18 protein-coding genes and 1 pseudogene are annotated in these 20,052 nt (G+C 47.1%); 7 read left to right on the top strand and 12 right to left on the bottom strand.

Annotated features, from left to right (window positions below; translation table 11 throughout):
* The first annotated feature begins 176 nt into the window (after positions 1 to 176).
* From B3N33_RS08680 to B3N33_RS08655, 6 genes and pseudogenes are all read left to right on the top strand, one after another.
* Entirely contained in the window at positions 177 to 1,514 is a 1,338-nt protein-coding gene (locus B3N33_RS08680) for an MATE family efflux transporter (RefSeq protein ID WP_214061538.1), read from the top strand.
* Between the two features lie 297 nt (positions 1,515 to 1,811).
* Entirely contained in the window at positions 1,812 to 2,915 is a 1,104-nt protein-coding gene (locus B3N33_RS08675; protein ID WP_214061539.1) for an ABC transporter substrate-binding protein, read from the top strand.
* A 65-nt stretch (positions 2,916 to 2,980) separates the two neighbouring features.
* Positions 2,981 to 3,906, top strand: a pseudogene (locus tag B3N33_RS08670) (branched-chain amino acid ABC transporter permease).
* 5 nt (positions 3,907 to 3,911) lie between these two features.
* Complete coding sequence (locus tag B3N33_RS08665) at positions 3,912 to 4,958, top strand: branched-chain amino acid ABC transporter permease (RefSeq protein WP_292592992.1); 1,047 nt, start codon at positions 3,912 to 3,914, stop codon at positions 4,956 to 4,958.
* A complete protein-coding gene (locus B3N33_RS08660) occupies positions 4,955 to 5,749 on the top strand; it encodes an ABC transporter ATP-binding protein (RefSeq protein WP_292592990.1) in 795 nt (264 codons plus the stop codon). The genes B3N33_RS08665 and B3N33_RS08660 overlap by 4 nt, the downstream gene beginning before the upstream one ends.
* Positions 5,739 to 6,455, top strand: coding sequence for an ABC transporter ATP-binding protein (locus tag B3N33_RS08655; protein WP_292592988.1), 717 nt, complete (start codon positions 5,739 to 5,741; stop codon positions 6,453 to 6,455). The genes B3N33_RS08660 and B3N33_RS08655 overlap by 11 nt, the downstream gene beginning before the upstream one ends.
* 12 nt (positions 6,456 to 6,467) lie before the next feature.
* Here B3N33_RS08655 and B3N33_RS08650 read toward each other — a convergent pair whose 3' ends face one another.
* The 12 genes from B3N33_RS08650 to B3N33_RS08595 all read right to left on the bottom strand — a co-directional run bounded on the left by B3N33_RS08650 (position 6,468) and on the right by B3N33_RS08595 (position 19,014).
* Positions 6,468 to 7,097, bottom strand: a complete 630-nt coding sequence (locus tag B3N33_RS08650) for a glycerol-3-phosphate acyltransferase (RefSeq protein WP_292592997.1) — start codon at positions 7,095 to 7,097, stop codon at positions 6,468 to 6,470.
* Between the two features lie 10 nt (positions 7,098 to 7,107).
* Complete coding sequence (locus tag B3N33_RS08645) at positions 7,108 to 7,878, bottom strand: DUF1295 domain-containing protein (RefSeq protein WP_292592985.1); 771 nt, start codon at positions 7,876 to 7,878, stop codon at positions 7,108 to 7,110.
* Positions 7,879 to 7,887: 9 nt separating this feature from the next.
* Positions 7,888 to 9,702 (bottom strand): DAK2 domain-containing protein, encoded by a 1,815-nt coding sequence (locus B3N33_RS08640; RefSeq protein WP_292592984.1) that lies wholly within the window; start codon positions 9,700 to 9,702, stop codon positions 7,888 to 7,890.
* A gap of 136 nt (positions 9,703 to 9,838) precedes the next feature.
* Positions 9,839 to 10,039: a cold-shock protein gene (locus tag B3N33_RS08635; RefSeq protein WP_099828610.1), complete on the bottom strand. Its 201-nt coding sequence runs from the start codon at positions 10,037 to 10,039 to the stop codon at positions 9,839 to 9,841.
* Between the two features lie 185 nt (positions 10,040 to 10,224).
* Positions 10,225 to 11,640: a hypothetical protein gene (locus B3N33_RS08630; RefSeq protein WP_292592982.1), complete on the bottom strand. Its 1,416-nt coding sequence runs from the start codon at positions 11,638 to 11,640 to the stop codon at positions 10,225 to 10,227.
* Positions 11,627 to 12,907 (bottom strand): DUF58 domain-containing protein, encoded by a 1,281-nt coding sequence (locus B3N33_RS08625; RefSeq protein WP_214060295.1) that lies wholly within the window; start codon positions 12,905 to 12,907, stop codon positions 11,627 to 11,629. Before B3N33_RS08625 ends, B3N33_RS08630 begins: the two co-directional genes overlap by 14 nt.
* Complete coding sequence (locus B3N33_RS08620) at positions 12,894 to 13,844, bottom strand: AAA family ATPase (protein ID WP_292589895.1); 951 nt, start codon at positions 13,842 to 13,844, stop codon at positions 12,894 to 12,896. The genes B3N33_RS08625 and B3N33_RS08620 overlap by 14 nt, the downstream gene beginning before the upstream one ends.
* Before the next feature lie 99 nt (positions 13,845 to 13,943).
* Complete coding sequence (locus B3N33_RS08615; protein WP_414674202.1) at positions 13,944 to 14,909, bottom strand: extracellular solute-binding protein; 966 nt, start codon at positions 14,907 to 14,909, stop codon at positions 13,944 to 13,946.
* Between the two features lie 63 nt (positions 14,910 to 14,972).
* Positions 14,973 to 15,761, bottom strand: a complete 789-nt coding sequence (locus B3N33_RS08610) for an ABC transporter permease (protein ID WP_099828613.1) — start codon at positions 15,759 to 15,761, stop codon at positions 14,973 to 14,975.
* Positions 15,761 to 16,645 carry an ABC transporter permease gene (locus B3N33_RS08605; RefSeq protein ID WP_292589897.1) on the bottom strand — a complete coding sequence of 295 codons (885 nt, stop codon included), beginning with the start codon at positions 16,643 to 16,645 and terminating at the stop codon, positions 15,761 to 15,763. Before B3N33_RS08605 ends, B3N33_RS08610 begins: the two co-directional genes overlap by 1 nt.
* A complete protein-coding gene (locus B3N33_RS08600) occupies positions 16,635 to 17,762 on the bottom strand; it encodes an ABC transporter ATP-binding protein (RefSeq protein WP_099828615.1) in 1,128 nt (375 codons plus the stop codon). The genes B3N33_RS08605 and B3N33_RS08600 overlap by 11 nt, the downstream gene beginning before the upstream one ends.
* A 70-nt stretch (positions 17,763 to 17,832) precedes the next feature.
* Entirely contained in the window at positions 17,833 to 19,014 is a 1,182-nt protein-coding gene (locus B3N33_RS08595) for a DUF401 family protein (protein ID WP_214060317.1), read from the bottom strand.
* A 66-nt stretch (positions 19,015 to 19,080) separates the two neighbouring features.
* Here B3N33_RS08595 and B3N33_RS08590 point away from each other — a divergent pair, with 66 nt between their 5' ends.
* Positions 19,081 to 20,016: an alpha/beta hydrolase family protein gene (locus tag B3N33_RS08590; protein ID WP_292592980.1), complete on the top strand. Its 936-nt coding sequence runs from the start codon at positions 19,081 to 19,083 to the stop codon at positions 20,014 to 20,016.
* Positions 20,017 to 20,052: the final 36 nt, after the last annotated feature.

The raw sequence follows: 20,052 nt of genomic DNA, 5'->3' as shown, positions 1-20,052 counted from the left end.
TCTTACCAACCCCCTACCACGGGCGGCGTGCAAAAGTATCACTGGCGCGCAATTTCCATCTAGTTCGTTGTTCTTCAAACCTCTGACCACCGTCCTCTAACCTCGGCTTCGCTTCGTATTTCGTAACGAATATGTTATAAATGAATTGGTACGCATTCGAAATCATAGGAGTGAACATGAAACGAGTCAATATACTGAATGAGAAGATGATGGCCGCTCTCTTGAAATTGTCCTGGCCAGCGGTTATCACCATGTTATTTCAAACAGTCTACAACATGGTTGATGCTTACTGGCTTGGAAAACTAGGGAAGGTAGAGATCTCTGCACCGACGATTGCGTGGCCAGCGATATTTCTTCTGATTTCTATCGGTGGCGGACTTGCCGTAGCCGCGCTCGCACTTGTCTCTCAGAATATCGGAGCGGGCAGAAAAGAAGAGGCTTCTCATGTCGCCGGACAGGTAATATCGATAAGTTTCATTGTTGCCGTTGTTGTAGGTCTTCTTGGAGCGGTCTTTTCCGAAATGGTCTTGAAGCTTCTCAGCATTCCACCCGAGCTTCTCTCGGTGACAAATACTTATATGAGAACTATCTTCCTTGGAGCTCCGTTTACCTTCACAATGTTCACCTTCAACTCACTCTTCACTGCCATAGGAGACACGAAAACCCCGATGTATCTGATGGGAGTTTCCGTATCGATGAATGCAGTACTCGACCCACTTCTGATCTTCGGAATAGGCTTTCCGAGACTTGAGGTCTTTGGGGCGGCGCTTGCTACAGTTGTTTCCAGAGGACTTATAGTAATAGTTGCGACAGTCATTTTGTTCAAGGGGAAGAGAGGGTTCAAAGTCCAGTTGAAAGATCTCTGGCCAAGGAGGAATACTCTTATTAGAGTTCTGAGAATAGGTCTGCCGTCTTCGGCCGGACAGTCGATAACGGCACTTGCCTTTCTGATAATAACTTCGATAGTTGCCAGATTCGGCTCCGTGGCAACTGCCGCTCTCGGTGTAGGCAACAGAATAACATCGCTTGCAACGATGTTCTCATTTGGCCTATCTCAGGCAACATCATCGATGGTTGGGCAGTATCTCGGGGCCGGAAGGAAGAATGATGCTTATTCAGTTGTATGGAAAGCGACGGGAATAAATGTGCTGATTGTTGGAATAATCTGCACAGGGACATTCTTCTTCGGAAAGGAAGTCACCGCATTCTTCATAGACGACCCGCTCGTTCTTATCGAAGGCGAGAAGTACTTCAGGATAGTCTCCTTTTCGGTACCCTTCTTTGCTAGTTACAACATATTTGATATGGCCTTGAGGGGGTCAGGTCACACTGTGCAGTCTATGGTACTTAACATCTCAAGATTGTGGGCTATCCGTCTCCCATTGATATATATGTTTGGTCTCTCTCTTGGAACCACTGGAATCTGGTACGCAATGCTCATCAGCAATCTTGTAATTGCTCTTGTTGCGGCCGTTGTTATTCTGAGGAAAGGCTGGCTGAACCCTGTAATATAGAAGTCGCAATGTCAAGTCTATTCAGAGGCGACTACATCCGCTTACACCCGATGTCTTCGATATGTTACCAAAATTCGCTTCGTTGTTGCACTTGTTCATATTTCCTTATTGTCTTTAGTGGTAGTATTCGTACAACATGCAAGAGCTCGTATATCTTCGTTCAAGCTAGTTAGGCGTACTTTCGGGGGAATAATTAGCTTAGAACTCTGAATTTGGCACCTGCTGGGATTTGTTGAGATCTTACATTTACTGGGTTAGTCTCATTCACTTGTAACCACTTCAGGAGGAGGTAGAAGTATGAGAAAACTCTTTGTAATTCTTTTAGTCGTAATTCTTTCCGTGTCAGCACTTGCTTCAATCAAGGTGGGAGCTATTCTTCCAATGACGGGTGGAGTCGCCGCCTTTGGCCAGATGATTTGGCAGGGTGTCGAGCTCGCTAATGAGCTCTTTCCAGAAGTACTTGGGGAAAAGATCGAAATTGTCTTGCTTGACAACAACTCCGACAAGGTTCAGGCCGTTAACACCGCCCGCCGCGCAATAGAACAGGAAAAAGTAGTTGCGATTATCGGCCAGGTGATAAGTTCGAACACGATCGCAGGGGGAACGGTTGCAGAAGAGAACGGAGTCGCGATGGTATCACCAAGTTCAACTAATCCTCTCGTAACGCAAGACAAGAAGTATGTTTCTCGTGTCTGCTTCAGCGATCCATTCCAGGGAGTCGCGGCAGCTTTGCTTGCATTCAACAACATGGGTGCAGAAAATGTTGCCGTCTTCGTAGACGTTGAGCAGGATTACGCGGTCGGATTCGCGAATTACTTCAAAGAGACTGCACTTGAGCTCGGGGGGAGCGTTTTCTACGAGTATTACAAATCTGGAGATCAGGACTTCACTGCTCAGATCTCAGATGCTATTTTCAAAGGAGCCGGTGCCTTCTTCATTCCCGGATACTATCAAGAGATAGCCCTTATTGCCATCCAGGCAAGGCAACTGGGTTTTTACGAACCGATAATCGCAGGTGACGGCGCGGCCGTTCCCGAGACGATTGAAATCGGAGGAGATGCAGTCAACGGTTTGTACTTCACCACTCACTACGATGCCGGAAGCCCTGCGCTGACTGAGAATGCAAAGCTCTTTGTCGAAGCGTACACTGCGAAGTACGGCGAAGCACCAGGAACATTCACTGCCCTCGGGTTTGATACTTATCTCGTTGTAAGGGACGCAATAGAACGTGCGGGGAGCACAGATAGAGAAGCCATTGCCGTGGCCGTTAGACAGACAAAGGATTTTCCTGCCGTGACGGGGATAATCACGATTGATGAAAATGGCGATGCGATAAAGTCCGTAGCGATTGTAAGGATCGAAGACGGGAAGTTCGTGTACGATACAACGATCAATCCATAGAGCAGGCGGGGCTTTAATCGGCCCCGCCCTCTTCTTTCTCTTTCCAATCGGCCGGAGGTGTGAACTTGGATCCTAAGACTCTCTTACAGAACTTTGTCAACGGTCTCAGCCTTGGTTCCCTCTACGCATTGATAGCCATAGGTTATACGATGNNTTGATCAACTTTGCTCATGGAGATATCTTCATGATGGCTGTCTACTTCGCGTTTTTCTTTGTGACCCTGGCGCAGCTACCGTGGTATCTGGCCGCGGTATTCGCGATCTCTTGTGCGGCACTTCTTGGATTCACGGTTGACAGGATCGCCTACAAGCCGATAAGGAATGCACCGAGAATATCTGCGCTAATAACTGCAATCGGGGTCTCTTTCTTCCTCGAAAGCCTTGCCGTCGTCATCTTTTCGGGTATTCCCAGATCCTTCAGAACCATCTTCCCTCAGTCTTTGAACGAGATGATAATAATCGGTGGCCAGATCGAGATGAAGTACGGCAGAGAAGTGATAGTTGGAGGAATAAGATTCCCCGTCATCTCCCTCATAACGCTAATCGTTGCTGCAATAGCACTGGTCTTTCTTTGGTGGTTCATCTTCAAGACGAAAGTTGGGATGGCGATGAGAGCCGTTTCTCTAGATATCCAGACAACGTCGTTAATGGGCGTGAATGTTGATAAAGTGATTGGAATGACGTTTGCTCTAGGTTCGGCGCTTGCGGGAATTGGTGGCATACTCTGGGCGATCAGGTATCCACAGGTGTGGCCTTACATGGGATTCATACCTGGAATGAAGGCGTTTGTCGCCGCCGTTTTTGGCGGGATAGGGTCGGTACCGGGAGCGGTGCTCGGTGGGCTGATACTTGGAATAACCGAAGTAATGATGGTCGGGATAATGCCTGGAGCAGCAGGTTACCGGGACGCATTCGCTTTCATTATTCTGATTGTTATCCTTTCTGTGAAGCCTTCAGGGCTCATGGGTAAACCGGAAATAGTGAAGGTGTGACTGGTATGTCGAAAAAGACCAAGACTCTACTCACGCTGTCTGCCCTGCCGGTGATAGCGCTTCTCTTGTTTCTCTCGCAGGAACTGCTGAACAGCTACTATTCGAGAATAATAACTCTAATCGGAATATATGGAATAATGGCGGTAAGCCTCACACTTGTCAATGGCATTTCTGGTGTCTTCTCCCTTGGGCATGCCGGCTTCATTGCACTTGGTGCATACACTTCGGCCCTTTTGACTCTCTCTCCCCAGCAGAAGGAGATGACTTTTCTAATCGAGAAGCTGATCTGGCCCCTAAATTCGATCCAGATCCCATTTTTCTGGGCGACGATAATTGCGGGTTTGGTTGCTGCATTGTTCGCCTTCTTCATCGGATGGCCATCTCTTAGGCTCACCGGTGACTACTTTGCTATTGCAACTCTCGGTTTCTCCGAGATAATAAGAATCTTCGCTCTCAATCTCAATTCGATCACTAACGGGGCACTCGGTTTGAAGGCACTTCCCGATTACTCAAATGTTTGGTGGGCATGGGGTTGGCTACTCGTGACAGTCGCATGTGTGATGAGTCTTTCTTACAGCACCTTTGGAAGGGCCTTGAGAGCTATTAGAGAAGATAGAGTAGCGGCTCAGGCTATGGGTATCAACGTCTTTAAACATCAACTGATGGCATTTGTAGTAGGAGGGTTCTTTGCGGGTATCTCAGGCTCTCTGTACGGGCACTGGCTAAGCACAATAGATCCCAGAACAAACACTTTTGGCATCCTTCTCACATTCAATGTGCTGATAATGATCGTGCTTGGAGGTCTGGGGAGCATAACAGGAGCGATTATAGGGGGTGCGCTATTCGCATTCTTGAGCGAATGGCTGCGATTCCTAGAAGGTCCCATGAATCTATTTGGCTTCAAAATCGTGGGGATGAGCGGGATGAGAATGCTTGTTTTCTCCGGCCTCTTTGTAATAATAATGATCTTCTGGCCCAGAGGAATAATGGGAAGGAGCGAGTTCTCCTGGGAGGGGCTCGTCTCGATCTTCAGGAGAGGAGAAAAGAAATGAGCCTTTTGACTCTAGATAATATTACGATGAAGTTTGGAGGACTCACAGCCATAGGAGAGGTAAGTCTTGAGGTAAAGGAAAGAGAGATATTCGGGCTTATCGGACCTAACGGAGCCGGTAAGACGACAGTATTCAACATGATTACCGGCCATTACAGGCCAACAGAGGGGCGAGTTCTATTCAAGGAGAAAGAGATAACGGGACTGCCGCCGGACAGAATTACCAGAAATGGAATTGCCAGGACTTTTCAGAATATAAGATTGTTCAAGGATCTCACAGTTCTCGAGAATGTTATGGTGTCTCAGCATCATACTATTGCCAGCAATGGAGAGGCTATGAGCTGGTTCTTCAAGAGCGTTTCAAGAATCGGCTATTCGCAAAAGGAAAGTGAAATGAGATCTAAGGCGGTGGAGCTCTTGAGCGTTTTTGATCTTGACGGACATGCAGACGAGAAATCTAGCTCTCTTCCTTATGGTTCACAAAGACTTCTTGAGATTGCAAGAGCCATGGCTACGGGTGCAACTCTACTCCTTCTAGACGAACCGGCCGCCGGAATGAATCCCTCGGAGACAATTGGCCTGGTGAATACCATAAGGAGAATCCGGGACGACTTTGGCTTAACCGTATTGCTCATAGAGCATGACATGAAGCTTGTGATGGGTCTATGTGAGAGAATCATGGTTCTAGACCATGGGAGGACGATTAGTGAAGGAAATCCCGCCTTTGTTCAGAAGGATGTGAAGGTTATCGAAGCCTATCTGGGAAGGGAGTGGGTTACCCTTGGGAAGTGAAATCCTCACTGTAGAAGAACTTCAGGTTTCCTATGGAGTTATTAAAGCCGTTAAGGGTATTACCCTCTCCATAGAAGAAGGCAGTATTGTGACAATAATCGGTTCAAACGGAGCCGGCAAGAGCACAACGCTTGGAGCTATCAGCGGCTTGATAAGACCATCCGGAGGATCCGTATCGTTCAGAGGGAATAGCATAAACCGACTTGGTGCCGCTAGAACAGCAAGAAGAGGAATATCTCTCGTGCCTGAAGGAAGAAGAATATTTTCGAATCTTACGGTTAGGGAAAACCTTCTAATGGGTGCATACAACAGAAAAGACAAATCGGAAATCGAAGCGAACTTCGATACGGTTTTATCCCTCTTCCCGGTACTGAGAGAGAGACTTAAGCAACTGGGCGGGACGCTCTCTGGTGGAGAACAACAGATGCTGGCGATAGGCCGCAGTCTTATGGCAAACCCAGATCTGATTATGATGGATGAACCTTCACTTGGTCTAGCGCCGATTGTCGTCGAAGAGGTTTTTCAAGCGATTCATGAATTGAATTCGAAAGGCGTGACGATTCTACTCGTAGAACAAAACGCAGCAAAGGCGTTGGAGATATCAAGATTCGCTTACGTCCTTGAAACGGGAAGGATTACCCTTCAAGGACCGGCAAAAGAATTGCTCGAAAGCGAAGAAGTACGGAAGGTGTACCTGGGTATCTGAAAACATTTACCTTTAGGCTCCCCGTTGCGGGCCCTCTCTCTTCTTTCTTATGTGCGCTCTCAGCCCCGGTTCTTCTCCCCGCAAAATCCTTTGGATATTCTCGAGATTTCTAGCTATCATAATCACTGCAATGGGTATCAGCAGAAGAGATATTCCCCATCTGTACCCGAAGATTCTGAAAAGGAAGATCATTACTGAAGAGACGGCGATAACACCCGGAGCCGCGTAGTCCGTAATCGCGATAAAAGCGAGAAGTATGACCATACAGATCAGCGCGACCTGGTAATCAAGACCTACGAGGCCACCGGCCAATGTGGCAGTTCCCTTACCACCCCTGAACTTCAGAAAGATGGGATACATGTGGCCGATTGTCGCGAAACTTGCCGCAATGAAGAGCATCTGATATGTCCAATGAGCTGAGAGCCCTTTGATTATAAGAATCGTGCCCATTCCCTTCATGAAGTCAATTGCCCCTGTTAGTATGCCAATCTTCCAGCCTTTAACGGCCACCATATTTGAGGCGCCCATGTTTCCTGTGCCCTGCTTTCTTATATCAAACCCATAGAGAATCTTCCCAAAAAGAAACGCTGTTGGAATAGATCCTACTAGATAAGCGAAGATGGCGGAGTAAACAACTTCCATGTCAATCACGCTACTTCTTTCGTGGGAACCAGGGAATGAAGGCGTTGGTCTCTTTCAAGTACTCTTTGAAAGCAGGGTAATCTCTGTACTTCCTCTCCAGATAAGGTACCCCCGAGACGAATCTCAACAGTATGGTTATGGTTATCGGACTTATGATAGCCCAAAGTCCGCCATCGATAGAAAGGGCAATCACGAAAATGCCCCACCACTGCACGGCTTCTCCGAAATAGTTTGGATGCCGAGAGTACCTCCACAGTCCTCCAGTCATAACCTCTCCCGGCTTCTTGGTTTTCACAAAAGCCTTTAGCTGAGCATCGGCGATCGATTCGACAGCAAACCCGGAGGCCCATATCAAAATGCCGAGTATATCGGCAAGCCCAAATTCCCGGCCTGAATGGCTATTTATCAACATGACGGAGTACGATATTATTAACATGAAAAACCCCTGGAGCATGTAAATCTGAAGGAAGGATCTTACAAGTACCTTGTCTCCCCATTTCTCCCTCATCTGTAAGTAGCGAAAATCCTCTCCCCGTCCCCAATTCCTTCTGAATATGTGGGTACTCAGCCTCGTTCCCCAGAATGTGATCAGCGTGGTTGTGATTATCTGCCTGGCGTTGAACTCACCATACACGAAGAGCGTGAAAAAGGCCACCACAACGAACCCGGCACCCCAGCCGATGTCTACGACAGAGTTATCCTTCTTCGCTGTCCCGATTACGAAGAATGCAGACATGTAGGCGACTACGACTAAAGCATTGAAAAGGATCACATATGCCATCATTGCACCTCACTTGATTCTTACATCGGGGGCCCATGTGTCGCTCTTGCAAAGAACTGAAACGCTTATAGCTCCAACTCCCGCGCTGATGCCGACAACGGGAGAGACCTCCATTATGTATTCAGGCTTCCTGCCGAGCAGTTTGGTCAGACTGTCTTCATAAGCCTTTGCCGTTTTATGAGCGTGGGCATGGGTTATATTGTATGAGACAACGTTGCACTTGCTGTTCAGCTCCTCGACGAATCCAAGTATCTTCTTCATATTGCCCAACTTGCTGAAGGCCTTTCCATAAAGCTTTGAATTGCCTTCTCTGTCAACTGAGACTATTGGCTTCAAATTCATCACCTTTCCCACAAGTCCAAGAACGGGGCTTACCCTCCCGCCTTTCACCATGTATTTGAGAGTATTGACGCTTACGAAGATCCTTGTGTTTTTTGTCAGGGACTCGATCGTCTCGACGATATCATCGTGGACACTCCCTTCTTCGATCATCCGGGCGGCCTTCAGTGCGAGCAGGCCGATCGATCCGGAAACATGGCGGGAGTTGATAACACTGATCTTCTTCTTTAGTTTTTCGGCGGCTTTGGTGCTTGCGTTCCACGTGCCACTGAGTTTGTCTGAGACATGAATGGCGATTATTGAGTCATAGTGAGTTCCTAGAAAGTGGTAAAGATTCTGGAGAGTGTTCATACCAGGTTGTGCTGAAACGGGGTATTCATCTGCGGAATCGAGCAAAGAATAGAACTGATCGGCCTTCATGGTTATCTTGTCCAGATACTGGCTTTGACCAAAGTTCAGATAAAGAGGAACCATCTGAATCTGGTAGTAGTCTATCACTTCCTTCGGCAAATCGCATACCGAATCAACTACGAGAGCGATTGGGTATTTCCGTTTCTGGCTAACTCTATACTGCATCTCCATGTCGTCAACCTTCTGCTGAGTCACATTTCCAAAATCCTTCAGTTTAAAAAACAACTCTGCCGGTTCATTTGTGTGAACGTGAATTCTTGCTTTGCTCTCGGTGCCGGCAACAAGAGCGGAGTCTCCAGATTCGCTAATGATTGACTTAATTCCTTCGATATTTAGTTTAGTACCTTCAATTATCGCTTCAGTACAGAATCTATTCTCAATGTTCCCTTCGTCGATGTGAACGTGACTTCTTAGCTCAACATCAGGGATTATCTCATCTTCGAGATTCACACCCTTGCCGCTTAGAAAGGTTTTGATCCCTTCGATGAAGGCAACAAAGCCCTTTGCGCCGGCATCGACTACGCCGGCCTTTTTCAGTATGGAGAGTTTCTCAGGGGTTTCCTCGAGCGACTTCTGAGCGACTGCGTGCGACTGAGTTATCACTTCAAGCAGCGATTTGTCGGAACCGTCAATAGTACTGAGAGCATCGGCCCAGTCTTTCATAACGGTCAGCATAGTTCCTTCAACTGGAGTAACCATTGCGTTATAAGCGTAGGATATTGCTTCTTGAGCCGCTCGTGCGAAAGTCTGCCTGTCTATGCTTTCACGATTTCCTATTGCAGTACTGAGCCCATGCATGTACTGGGCAAAAATCGCTCCTGAATTTCCCCTCGCACCCATTAAAGCAGCATCAGCGATTGATCTGGTCGTCTTGCCTATCGATTTGGAGACAGAGGTGAGCTCAAGTATATACTTCATCGTTGAGGCGAGATTAGTTCCGGTGTCACCGTCTGCGACCGGGAAGACGTTTATCTTGTTCAGATAGTTTTGCTCCTTGATAACAGCCGTAGCACCCGAAGAGAAGGCACTGAAGAACATGGTTCCGTCAAGTAGATTCATTGATCTGGAGTCCATCATTTCCTCCCGTTGTTTAGTTTGATTATTGATATGTTAGCACAAGGATGAATGATTAGTCAGATGATCATAAGGGAGAGCGACAAAAAAATCGCCCGCTAAAAGCGGGCGATCCGGTTCCTATATGGACAATCGATTACTTCGCAATTCTAACTTTTGCTGCCTGAGGACCCTTTGGACCGTCTTCAACATCGAATTCGACTCTCTGTCCTTCGTCAAGGGTCTTGAAACCGTCCATCTCAATAGCTGAAAAGTGAACGAAAACATCCCCACCGTCATCCTTAGTAATGAATCCATAACCTTTTGTTCCGTTGAACCACTTTACTGTTCCTGTCATACCTAAATGTTCCTCCTTAAAACTACCTTGCACCACTTGCAAAGCGATAGTGTCCTTTGGACAGATTGATTATAACACAGACTTTCGAATAAAATGCAAGTTGACCGCAAGATTAATTTGACTATTTCTAATATTCAGGCATTTTGTCTTTGAAACAATCACCAAAACTAAATCCGTAAAATCTTTTACATGCCATTGATAGCCGTCTCCAGCGATTTAATTAGTTCCAAGAAAAGTCTTTCGAATTTCTCGCAGCTGGTTCTTTCCGGATCGCGATTTCCATACTTGACAGGAACATATATCGCTGTCAGTTTGGTCAACAGACTTTTTGTTATGCCCTTTGTTTGCCAGACCAGTTCATACGGAGTCAGCTGACGATAATCGCTAAAGTACATTTCTCTGAGCCATTGATAAGCTGATATTATGAACTCCTTCCCTTCTTCATATGCGGGGAGTTCGGTTACAATGCGATGCACTTCCTCCTCGATTGGTTCTTCTGCCTCAGGCGTCGAAGGATTCATCTGGCGTCTTCTAGTGATAAAGAATACCATGTAGGCAAGAGCCGCCGAGAGAAGGGCTATACCGGTGAGGGTGGCAACTCTTAGGATCAAGTAGAACGACAGCCCGGCACTGGCAGTCTCTACAGACGGAGGCTCGCCTTCCTCCTGCCGAGCAACTTCCCCTCCAGAGGAAGGCATAGAAGTTGAAAGATCGCTGGAGATACCGCCTGTTCCAAATACGATATCTTCTGAAAGAGGTAACGATCTTAGATACATGAAACCCCCGACAAGAACTACAACTACAGATACCAATATCATAAGAGGCGGAACAAGTCGTACCCACCCTTTGAATTCTCTCAGAGCCTTCCTTGCCACTGAAATCACGAGAATCAGGATGATTGTGTAGAACCCAAAGAGAAAGATAGAATCTATGAAGCCGACTTCGGGGACCTCTTCTGGAATAGCGATTTCAAAACCGCCGTCGGCTCTCTGTGCCATTGAAGATTCTGCTTCTTCAGAGAAGAATGAAGGTTGCTCCTCGTCTCTCGAAGACTCTATCTCGCTTTCTGAGACCTCAGAGACAGCGGCTCTGTTTGCTGAAGGAATCAACCCTCCTCTGTAATCGCCCAGAAGGGCTATGGTCAGCAGAGGAAGAAGGACCGCTAGAGTAAGGAAGACTCTTGGTGCCTTCGGTATTAGAAGCAGTCTTACGAATATCAATATCAGAGTGACATAGGCTCCAGTGTGGTGTAGAACGGGACTAACCGAAAGAGAAACTCCCACAATGAAGACTCCTGCAACTGAGATGTATTCGTTTCTGTCCATCGAGAGAACGATTCCTGCCATAGCTCCCAGTGCGGAAACCGAAAGAGCTAAACCGCTTCTCAAAACTCCAAACAACAGAATAGTTGTTGTGAATAGCAGGATTGGAAGAAGCAAGTAGACGCTGCACCCCGTCTTTGTTCGTCCGAGGTAAAAGAGAAAGGCTACAAGTCCAGCAAGACAGACGGCAAAAACGGCTCCTCCAGCGAAGAACAACTGCACGAAGCAGATCAAAAAGACTGTAGCGGCCCCCGTCAGCGAGGTTCTATCGATTCTCAAGATCGATCAGCACCTCCTGGATCGACTGATTGTCCCCTACGACACGTACGATTATCTGTTCCTGTTCAAGAAGGGCGGCACGCCTTCTGAGCTCTTCGATAGTTCTGGGAAGCATTTGGTAAGAGATAGTACGTTTGGTCCACGGTTCTCTGGGATTGAACGGAACAATAATAACAACTACACGGCTAGAGTGTGACCTTGCTTTAAGCAGATGCGGCAGGATCTCCTCTCCGAGATAAAGCGAGACTATTACGACCGTAGTTGAGGGATCGAAGCGTTCAAGATCTCCTTCCAGAACATCTGGAAGCTGGGGGCCCTGATCACTGCCTTTACTTTCGGAGAGCGCTTCGGCGAAGTCTGTCCAGTCTCGGCCCGAATCGCTCAGCCTAAGTATCTTCTCACCGACAACTACGAGTCCTATACTTCCTCCAGTTTCATATGAGAACCTGACAAGACCAAGAGCAAGCTGGACTGCGATCTCTTCATAGTCGATTCTGATTTTCTCCCACACATCGCGGGCGAATATCTCCTTTGAAAGGTTGAGGTCGAGGTAGAGCAGGGTTTTGCTAACGGCGGTGTAGCCAAACTCCTTGCTCATGAGTTTTCCGAGCCTGGCAGATGCGTTCCAGTGGATCCTGTTAAGAGGCTCTCTTTCATACTCCTTAATACCCTTGAAATCGACCGGGTCCTCCATCAACTGGAAATCGCTCCGCTTACCTGGAAGGAGTTCTCTGAGTCTCAGGGGAAAGGAATCGAGATTCAGGACTCTTGGAAGCACAAGAACGGATTCGACTGCCGAATATGTTGCAGTGTGCGAGAAAAACCTAAGCGTATCTCTTGAAATGAGAACTACACGCGATATATCTTTCTTACCTCGCTTCCTGAAAGTCAGCCTAGTTTCTACTACGGAGTTATTGTCCGAAGAAAGGATTACTGAACTCTCCTCGGATCCAAGGTATTCTCTCTCCGCTCTTATGACAGGAAATATAGTACAGTTAAGAGATACCAGAGAGCCACCTTCGATTGTGTATTCAACAGTGAGAGATTCACCGGAGAAAAGCCTTTCTCTATCCGGGGAACGACTGATAACTAGCTTTCTTATAGTCGCTCTTGTGATGCAGTAATAGAGCCATACAATTGCCGAGAGAGTGAGGAATGTTGCCGAATACGCGTTGAAGAACAATATCGACCAGCAAATGGAAACTGCCGTCATTATTATTAGCGGTTTTCCTTTCGAGTTTATCTCCTCGAGTTCAAGCCTCTTCATAGTCTATAGGGATCGGTACAGACTCGACGATGTCAAGAACGATTTCTCTGCTGGATCTCCTCATGAGACGGGCTTCTGGCTTGATCATAATTCTGTGAGAGAGAATATCTGGAGCCACTTCCTTTACATCGTCGGGAATGACGTAATCCCTGCCTCTCAGTCCGGCTAGAGCCCTGGCGGTTTCCATCAAAGCGATTGAACCTCTTGGGCTAGAGCCTAGCTGAACATCTTTGTGTCTTCTTGTTGCATTGACAATGGAGACAATATACCCGAGAAGGGAGTCCTCAATTGCGACCTCTTTGACCAGCCGAAGGACTTCGTTCAACTCCTCGCAATTGGAAACAGATCCTAACGAAGCTATCGGATGCTCCCGAAAGATTCCCTTAAGAAGACTCTTCTCGCTTTCTTCGCCTGGGTAGCCCATTGTCAAAGATATGGAAAATCTATCCAGTTGAGCTTCGGGAAGAGGGAAAGTCCCTTCAAATTCGACGGGATTTTGAGTCGCAATAACGAAGAAGGGATGCTCCATATTGAAGGTCTTGCCGTCTACTGTGACTTGTCTCTCTGCCATAGCTTCGAGTAGGGCAGATTGCGTTCTCGGAGTTGTTCTGTTCACTTCGTCGATGAGAAGAATCTGGGTGAAAACCGGCCCCCTTCTGAATGTGAACTCATTGGTCTTGAGGTTAAGAATACTGATGCCCGTAACGTCTCCTGGGAGAAGGTCGGGAGTACACTGCAGTCTGTTGAAATCGAGTCCCAGGGAAATGGCCAGACTTCTGGCCAACATCGTCTTCCCAACTCCGGGTACATCGTTTATCAAGACGTGGCCGCCGCTTAGAAGGACTGCGAGAACTCTCTCGATAATAGGTTCTTTGCCTACTATCACTTTCGATATGTTATTGGTGAGCTTGCTTCCGAAATCTGCAATGGAAATCATGAACCACCTCTTCAAATTCCATGACCTGTAGAGTCTAGCACAGGTCAACGCAAACTATCAAAGATATGTGACTCCCAAAGAATCTTCAGAGTATCCACACTAGAGACCGAAACGAATCTCGTTCCACAGAGTGTTGTAAAGTCTAAGGTCCGGCCCGAGATCTTTGATCAATTCGGTGTTTTCCATTTCTTCAAAGGTGTAGACGGGCTCTTCCTCCATAAGCTCTCTAGCAGGCACGTTTGGAGAGGGAAGAAGTAGATAGTCTGAGATCATAGCCGCTATCTCGGGTCTCAGAATGAAGTTTATGAACAGATGAGCGTTCTCAACGTTATTCGAGCCTTTTAGAATAACGAAACTGTCGATCCACATCGTACTGCCCTCAAAGGGAATGAAGAAATCGATGTCCTTAAGCTCTTCTTCGGTTGCCTCATAGAAGATGTTTTCTCCGTATCCGTGGACTACCCAGAACTCACCGGAGATTATTCCTTTGGCAAAGAGCTCGTTATCAAACTTGGCGATATTTCTCTTCCAGTTCAGGATTAGGTTCTTTGCTTCCTGAAGCTCACTGACATCGGTCGTGTTGACCGAGTATCCGAGATACTTCAAGGCGGCCCCAAAGACCTCTCTCATGTCGTCGAGCATTGTCATCTTTCCCTGAAGTTGAGGCAGTTCGAAGATCTTCCACGACCTCGGATAACTCTTGATGTACTTCGTATTGACAGCAATTCCCGTTGTTCCTACCATATAGGGGATGCTGAAGTTGTTGTTGGGGTCGTAATACATCTTTTCTATGACATTGGGATCAATATTGGCAAGATTGGGGACCAGCGACTTGTCTATCGTGAGCAGCATCTCTTCCTTGATCATTATGCTTGTGTAATCGGCCGAAGGCATAGCAAGATCGTAGCCGCGGGCACCTGCTTTGAGCTTTGCAAACATCGTCTCATTTGAATCGTAAGTGTCATAAGTCACTCTAATGCCGTACTCCTGAGAGAAAACCTCGATAACCTCATCTGGTATGTAATCCGACCAGCCGTAGATGATCAGATTTCCCTGACCTAGCATCAGCGCGGCAACCAGAAGCACAACAGCTGTAATGGTAAATCTCTTAATCAATAATCCCACCTCCTAGAAGATTAGCTTTCTGAATCTGCTTCCAAAGAAGGAAATAAACATAGTACCAACCAGAAGCAGTGTGGAAAGCGCGTTTATTACCGGGGAGACCCCGAACTTAATCATTGAATAGATCTTTAAAGGCAGTGTTGTAGATCCCGGGCCGGCGACGAAGAATGTTATTACGAAGTCGTCTATTGACAGAGTGAGACTGAGCAGGAAACCGGCGATGATTCCGGGCATGATAATTGGAACGATCACTTTTCTGAAGACCTCATGGGTTTTGGCTCCAAGATCTCTTGCAGCTTCAACCACAGAATAGTCGAAGTCTTCAAGTCTGGTCATAACCGTTACGGTAACGTAAGAGACACAGAAAGTAACGTGTGCCACGAAGATCGTAAAAAGGCCAAGAGGAACGCCGACGGCGACGAAGAAGATCAGCATCGAGACTCCCATCAAAATGTCCGGGATTATCAGAGGCGTGTACACAAGAATGCCCAGATAACCCTTCAGCCTTGACTGATACCAGTAGAGAGCCATAGCTGAGAACGTTCCTATCGCTGTGGCGGCCAGAGAAGAGGTCAATGCGATTATTACCGTATTGAGAAATGCCCTCCAGACATCTGCCTGTCTGAACAACTCGGAATACCACTTCAGGGTGAAGCCCGTCCAAGTAACTCCCTGTCTTGCGCTGTTGAAAGAGAGTACAATAAGCGCCACGATCGGCAAATAGAGAAAGACGAAGGCCAGCGTTGTGATCGTCATGGAGAATCTACGTCTTCCAATAACCTTCTTTGTCTCCATCAGATCTCTTCCTCTCTCATATAGTTTTCGCGGATCGTAAGCCGCCTCTTATTCTGTACCTTGTTTATTCTCATGTAGACCAGCAGGCCCAACGTAGATATCAGCAGGAAGATCATTGAGATCGCCGAGGAAGACGGCCAGTCTCTTGCCACAGTAAGCTGTCTTGCAATAAGGTTTCCGAGCATAGCTCCATCCGTTCCGCCGACCAGATCGGGAATCGCGTATGAGCCGAGAGCGGGAATGAAAACTAGAATGATTCCCGCTATAATGCCTCCTCTAATGGAAGGAATAAGAACCTTGAAGATGGCCTCGGTTCTCTTCGCTCCTAGATCCATTGCAGCCTCAATAAGCCGGAAGTCGAACTTCTCTATTGCACTATAAAGAGGAAGAATCATATAGGGGAGATACATATACACTATGACAAGGATCACCGCCCCTGTTGTATACATTAGAGTAAGAGGCTCTTCAAGACCGAACAGCTGCAGAAAAGAGTTAATAACCCCGTTTCTGCCCAGAATGACCATCCAGCCGAATATCCTTACGAGGAAGTTGGTCCAGAAAGGAACGATAACAAGAGTGAGGTAGAGGTTGCTTCTCTTCGATGTCGCTATGAAGTAGGCAGTCGGCAAACCGATTCCCAGGCAAATCACGGTGGCAACCAGAGAAATCCAAACAGTCTTCCAAAGTATCTGCCAGTACCCTGCGTTACCCAGCATCCTAGTGTAGCTTTCCAAAGTGAATGGAAGCTCAACTCCACCATATATTCCCGACGTCAGGAAACTGTACAGTATGATGATGAAATATGGTATCAGAAAGAAAACCGTCAACCAGAGAACTCCAGGCATCGAAACGAGGAATCCGGCCAGATTCCGATTACTCTTCAACTGGAACACCGCCCGTTTCCCTAAGAACGTAGCTATCATCTGCGAACCACCAGACAAAGACATCATCTTTCCAGGAGATGATAACTTCGTCTAGCAGATATCTAACATGCTGCTTGAACGCTTTCATATAGTATTCGCCGATAGCTACGGTGTACTTCGTCTGGTTTCCAAGATAAATGGTCTCGTCGACCACTCCCTTCAAGACGTTGAGCTTGGCGCCTTCGGGGACAACGGGTTTGTCCTTTGTAATCTTCACCTTCTCGGGCCTCAATGAGACCTGTATTTCCTGCCCCTCTCTTACTTCCATATCCTTGTAGAACCAGACTTTTCCGAATCTCTCGGTAACCAGCAGGAAGTATTCGGATTCTACTTTCTCGACGTTCCCGGTGAAGAAATTCGTCTCTCCAATGAAATTAGCAACAAAAGCATTCACCGGGCTCTCGTAGACCTCGAAGGGAGTCCCCAGCTGAATAATTTCTCCATCGTTCATCACGGCCACATGGTCGGAAATCGACATGGCTTCGCTCTGATCATGAGTCACATATATGAAGGTGATCCCCACTTCATCATGTATCGTGTCAAGCTCAACGAGCATGTGCTGTCTAAGCTTTGCGTCCAGTGCGGCGAGAGGTTCATCAAGCAGCAACACGGCAGGGTTTCCCACAAGGGCTCTTGCGATCGCCACGCGTTGTTTCTGACCTCCGGAGAGCTGTGAGGGCATCTTTTCAACGTGTCCGTTGAGGCGGGTAAGATCTATCATTTCCTTAACCTTGCGCCGGATTTCATTCTCGGGTTCCTTCCTGAGTCTCAGGCTGAAGGCTATGTTCTCAAAAACACTCAAATGAGGAAAGAGTGCGTAATTTTGAAAGACGGTATTTACTTCTCGTTCGTTGGGAGGAGTTCCAATTATGTTCTTGCCATTGAGAGTTATATTGCCGGAGGTAGGGTCCTCAAACCCGGCTATCATTCTTAGAATAGTTGTCTTTCCGCAACCGGAGGGCCCAAGAAGAGAGAAGAACTCACCCTGTTCTATCTTAAGAGAAACGTTGTCCACAGCTGTAAAGGAGTTATCGAAGACCTTCGTCACGTTCGATAGGACAACGGAGTATTCTTTCAACTATTCTCACCTCCAGTCATCTTTGAAGCAAGTAACAGTATACCCTACAAAGCTCCGGAATTGTGTTAATTCAAGTTGACTTAAGGAGTACAAAGACAACTACACTTGCCGTTATTGATAGCAAAGTGGCAACGGCAATTCTCCTCACAATTCTTGGATACTCTACCTTGAAGTATTCGCTCGTCAATACTAGGCAGAGATGGACTGGTGAAACAAGAACTCCCACAACTGCAAAAGTGTAGGCGAGAATCGTTGTAGAGAGTGTACCATAACCGTTGCCCATACTTAGAATCAGTGGAAGACTGAGTCCGACGCCGGCCTGAGTTACCCCAGTCATGAATCCCATGAGAAAGGGCAGAAGTACTACGAGAGTCAGCGGTGCAATCGACCAGGCCGTAAGTTCCGAACCCATAGATTGTGGAATCCCGACGGTCTCAACGAGGTTCTTGTAGAAGAATACTGTTAGAAGAAGAATGAAAGTCTTGTATTTCAAAGAAGAAACGAGAACCTTCTTCTTGTTTTTGTTTATAAGCATATATACTATCGAGGTTCCCAGAACTGCCAGCCACCCTGGCTGATTGAGAATTACAAGCACGATCACGGCGATAATCGGCCACGCGCTGATAATAAGCTCTCTCATCGCGAAATGGCTGTAACGGATTCTAATAGGTTTGCGAATCATAAGTAGATAGCCCGCAACAAGCGCAACGGCCCCAATGGGCATTAGCCATATTACCAGTGTGTTCAAACTGATTCTAGATATCCCCGAGGCAATTACGAGGGCTGGATAGAGCGGCCAGAAAAACTCCATCGCGTGTCTGAACCAGTAATTGAACACTAGTCCGTCTTCATTGGAAATCGTGGGATCGGCCCTTGCCAGATCTTTCACCATTGGAGCAGAAAACATCGCCCCTCCAGGCATTGGAAGAAGACCGATTATTGCCGGCATAAGGGCTATCGAGACTCTTGGCTCGGGGAAAAGCCTTTCAACGGCTTTCACAAACCTTGAAGAGTTGCCACTCTTGTCCATTGTTTCTCCCATGAGATAAATCGAGAAGACTGTAATGATAACCTTCCAGAATTCCCAGTCTGTAATCTCTTCAACGAACGCGCTAAGATAGTTTGCCGGGGAGATCATTAGCACAATACCAAGACCAATGACCGAGATCAAAAGCGACAAGGAAATGTCTTTGAGGATCTTTAGAGATACAATTAAGACAACGATAGCTACTGCAACTGCTAGAGTGTTCATTGATTCCTCCCAAGGGTACAGGTTAGCTTATCGAATTATTATATAATTTTGTTGAGGTAGAAGTAAATGGAGAATGTGGTTTTTGCAAGACGTTATTCCGATCATCCAGAAATAATAGAGAGATCCGATAGCGATAAAGGCTCGAGAATAATTCTGAAGTCCAACTATCCGAGTGGCTTTTCAGAGAACGGAGATCTTCCTCTATACCTTTACAAAGGAGGAAGAAAGGGGACTGTTCTCTTCTTTCATGGAAGGGGGGAAAAGAACCTCGATTACCTGAGGTGGTTTCCCGAAAACCTTGCGAAGACGGGTTACGCCGGTGCTATGATGATACTTCCCTATCATTTCGAAAGAACCCCCATAGGCTACAGATCGGGAGAGCTGTTTCTCGATCCTAGAACAGATGTGCTTAGGGAGCGTTTTGAAAACGCGGTTGTTGACGGTCTTACATGTTTGAATTACCTCAAATGGGAGTGCCCTCCCCCTTACTTTCTGATGGGATACAGCTTCGGAGGGTTTATATCTGTCATAACGGCGGCACTCGACAGGTCGATCTGCGCACTCTCGCTCGTCGTCACGGGCGGGAATTTCTACCACATAACCTGGAAGAGCTTCGTGACAGGTGTGATGAGAGTCAAATACGAAGAGGACGGGTCCTGCAACAAGGAGAAATGCAAGAAACTGCATGGTGAAGACCACGAGAGATACATCCGTTCCTTGGAGGGCCCTGAGCTGGAAATCGGCAGTGCTCCAATATCTTGCTTTGAGTACGACCCACTGACATTCGCGAAGTTTGTCAAGTGTCCGACTCTCATAAACGGTGCCCTCTTCGACATTTTCGTCCCCAGACGCTCCACAAAGGAACTCTCAGAGAGGATACCAAATTCGACACTCCGATGGATGCCTACAGGCCATTTGACCTCAATACTCCTCAAGAGGACGATTCTGAAAAGATCAATAGATTTCTTCGAAGGAAAATGTAAAGGAAAGAATGTTCTATGAAAACCGGGGCGGGGGGGGTAGCGGATTAGGGGTTGG

This window comes from Mesotoga sp. UBA5825, from assembly GCF_002432955.1.
GTDB lineage: Bacteria > Thermotogota > Thermotogae > Petrotogales > Kosmotogaceae > Mesotoga.
Note: the sequence above shows the minus strand (reverse complement) of the source record. Positions and strands in the feature narration are given on the sequence as shown.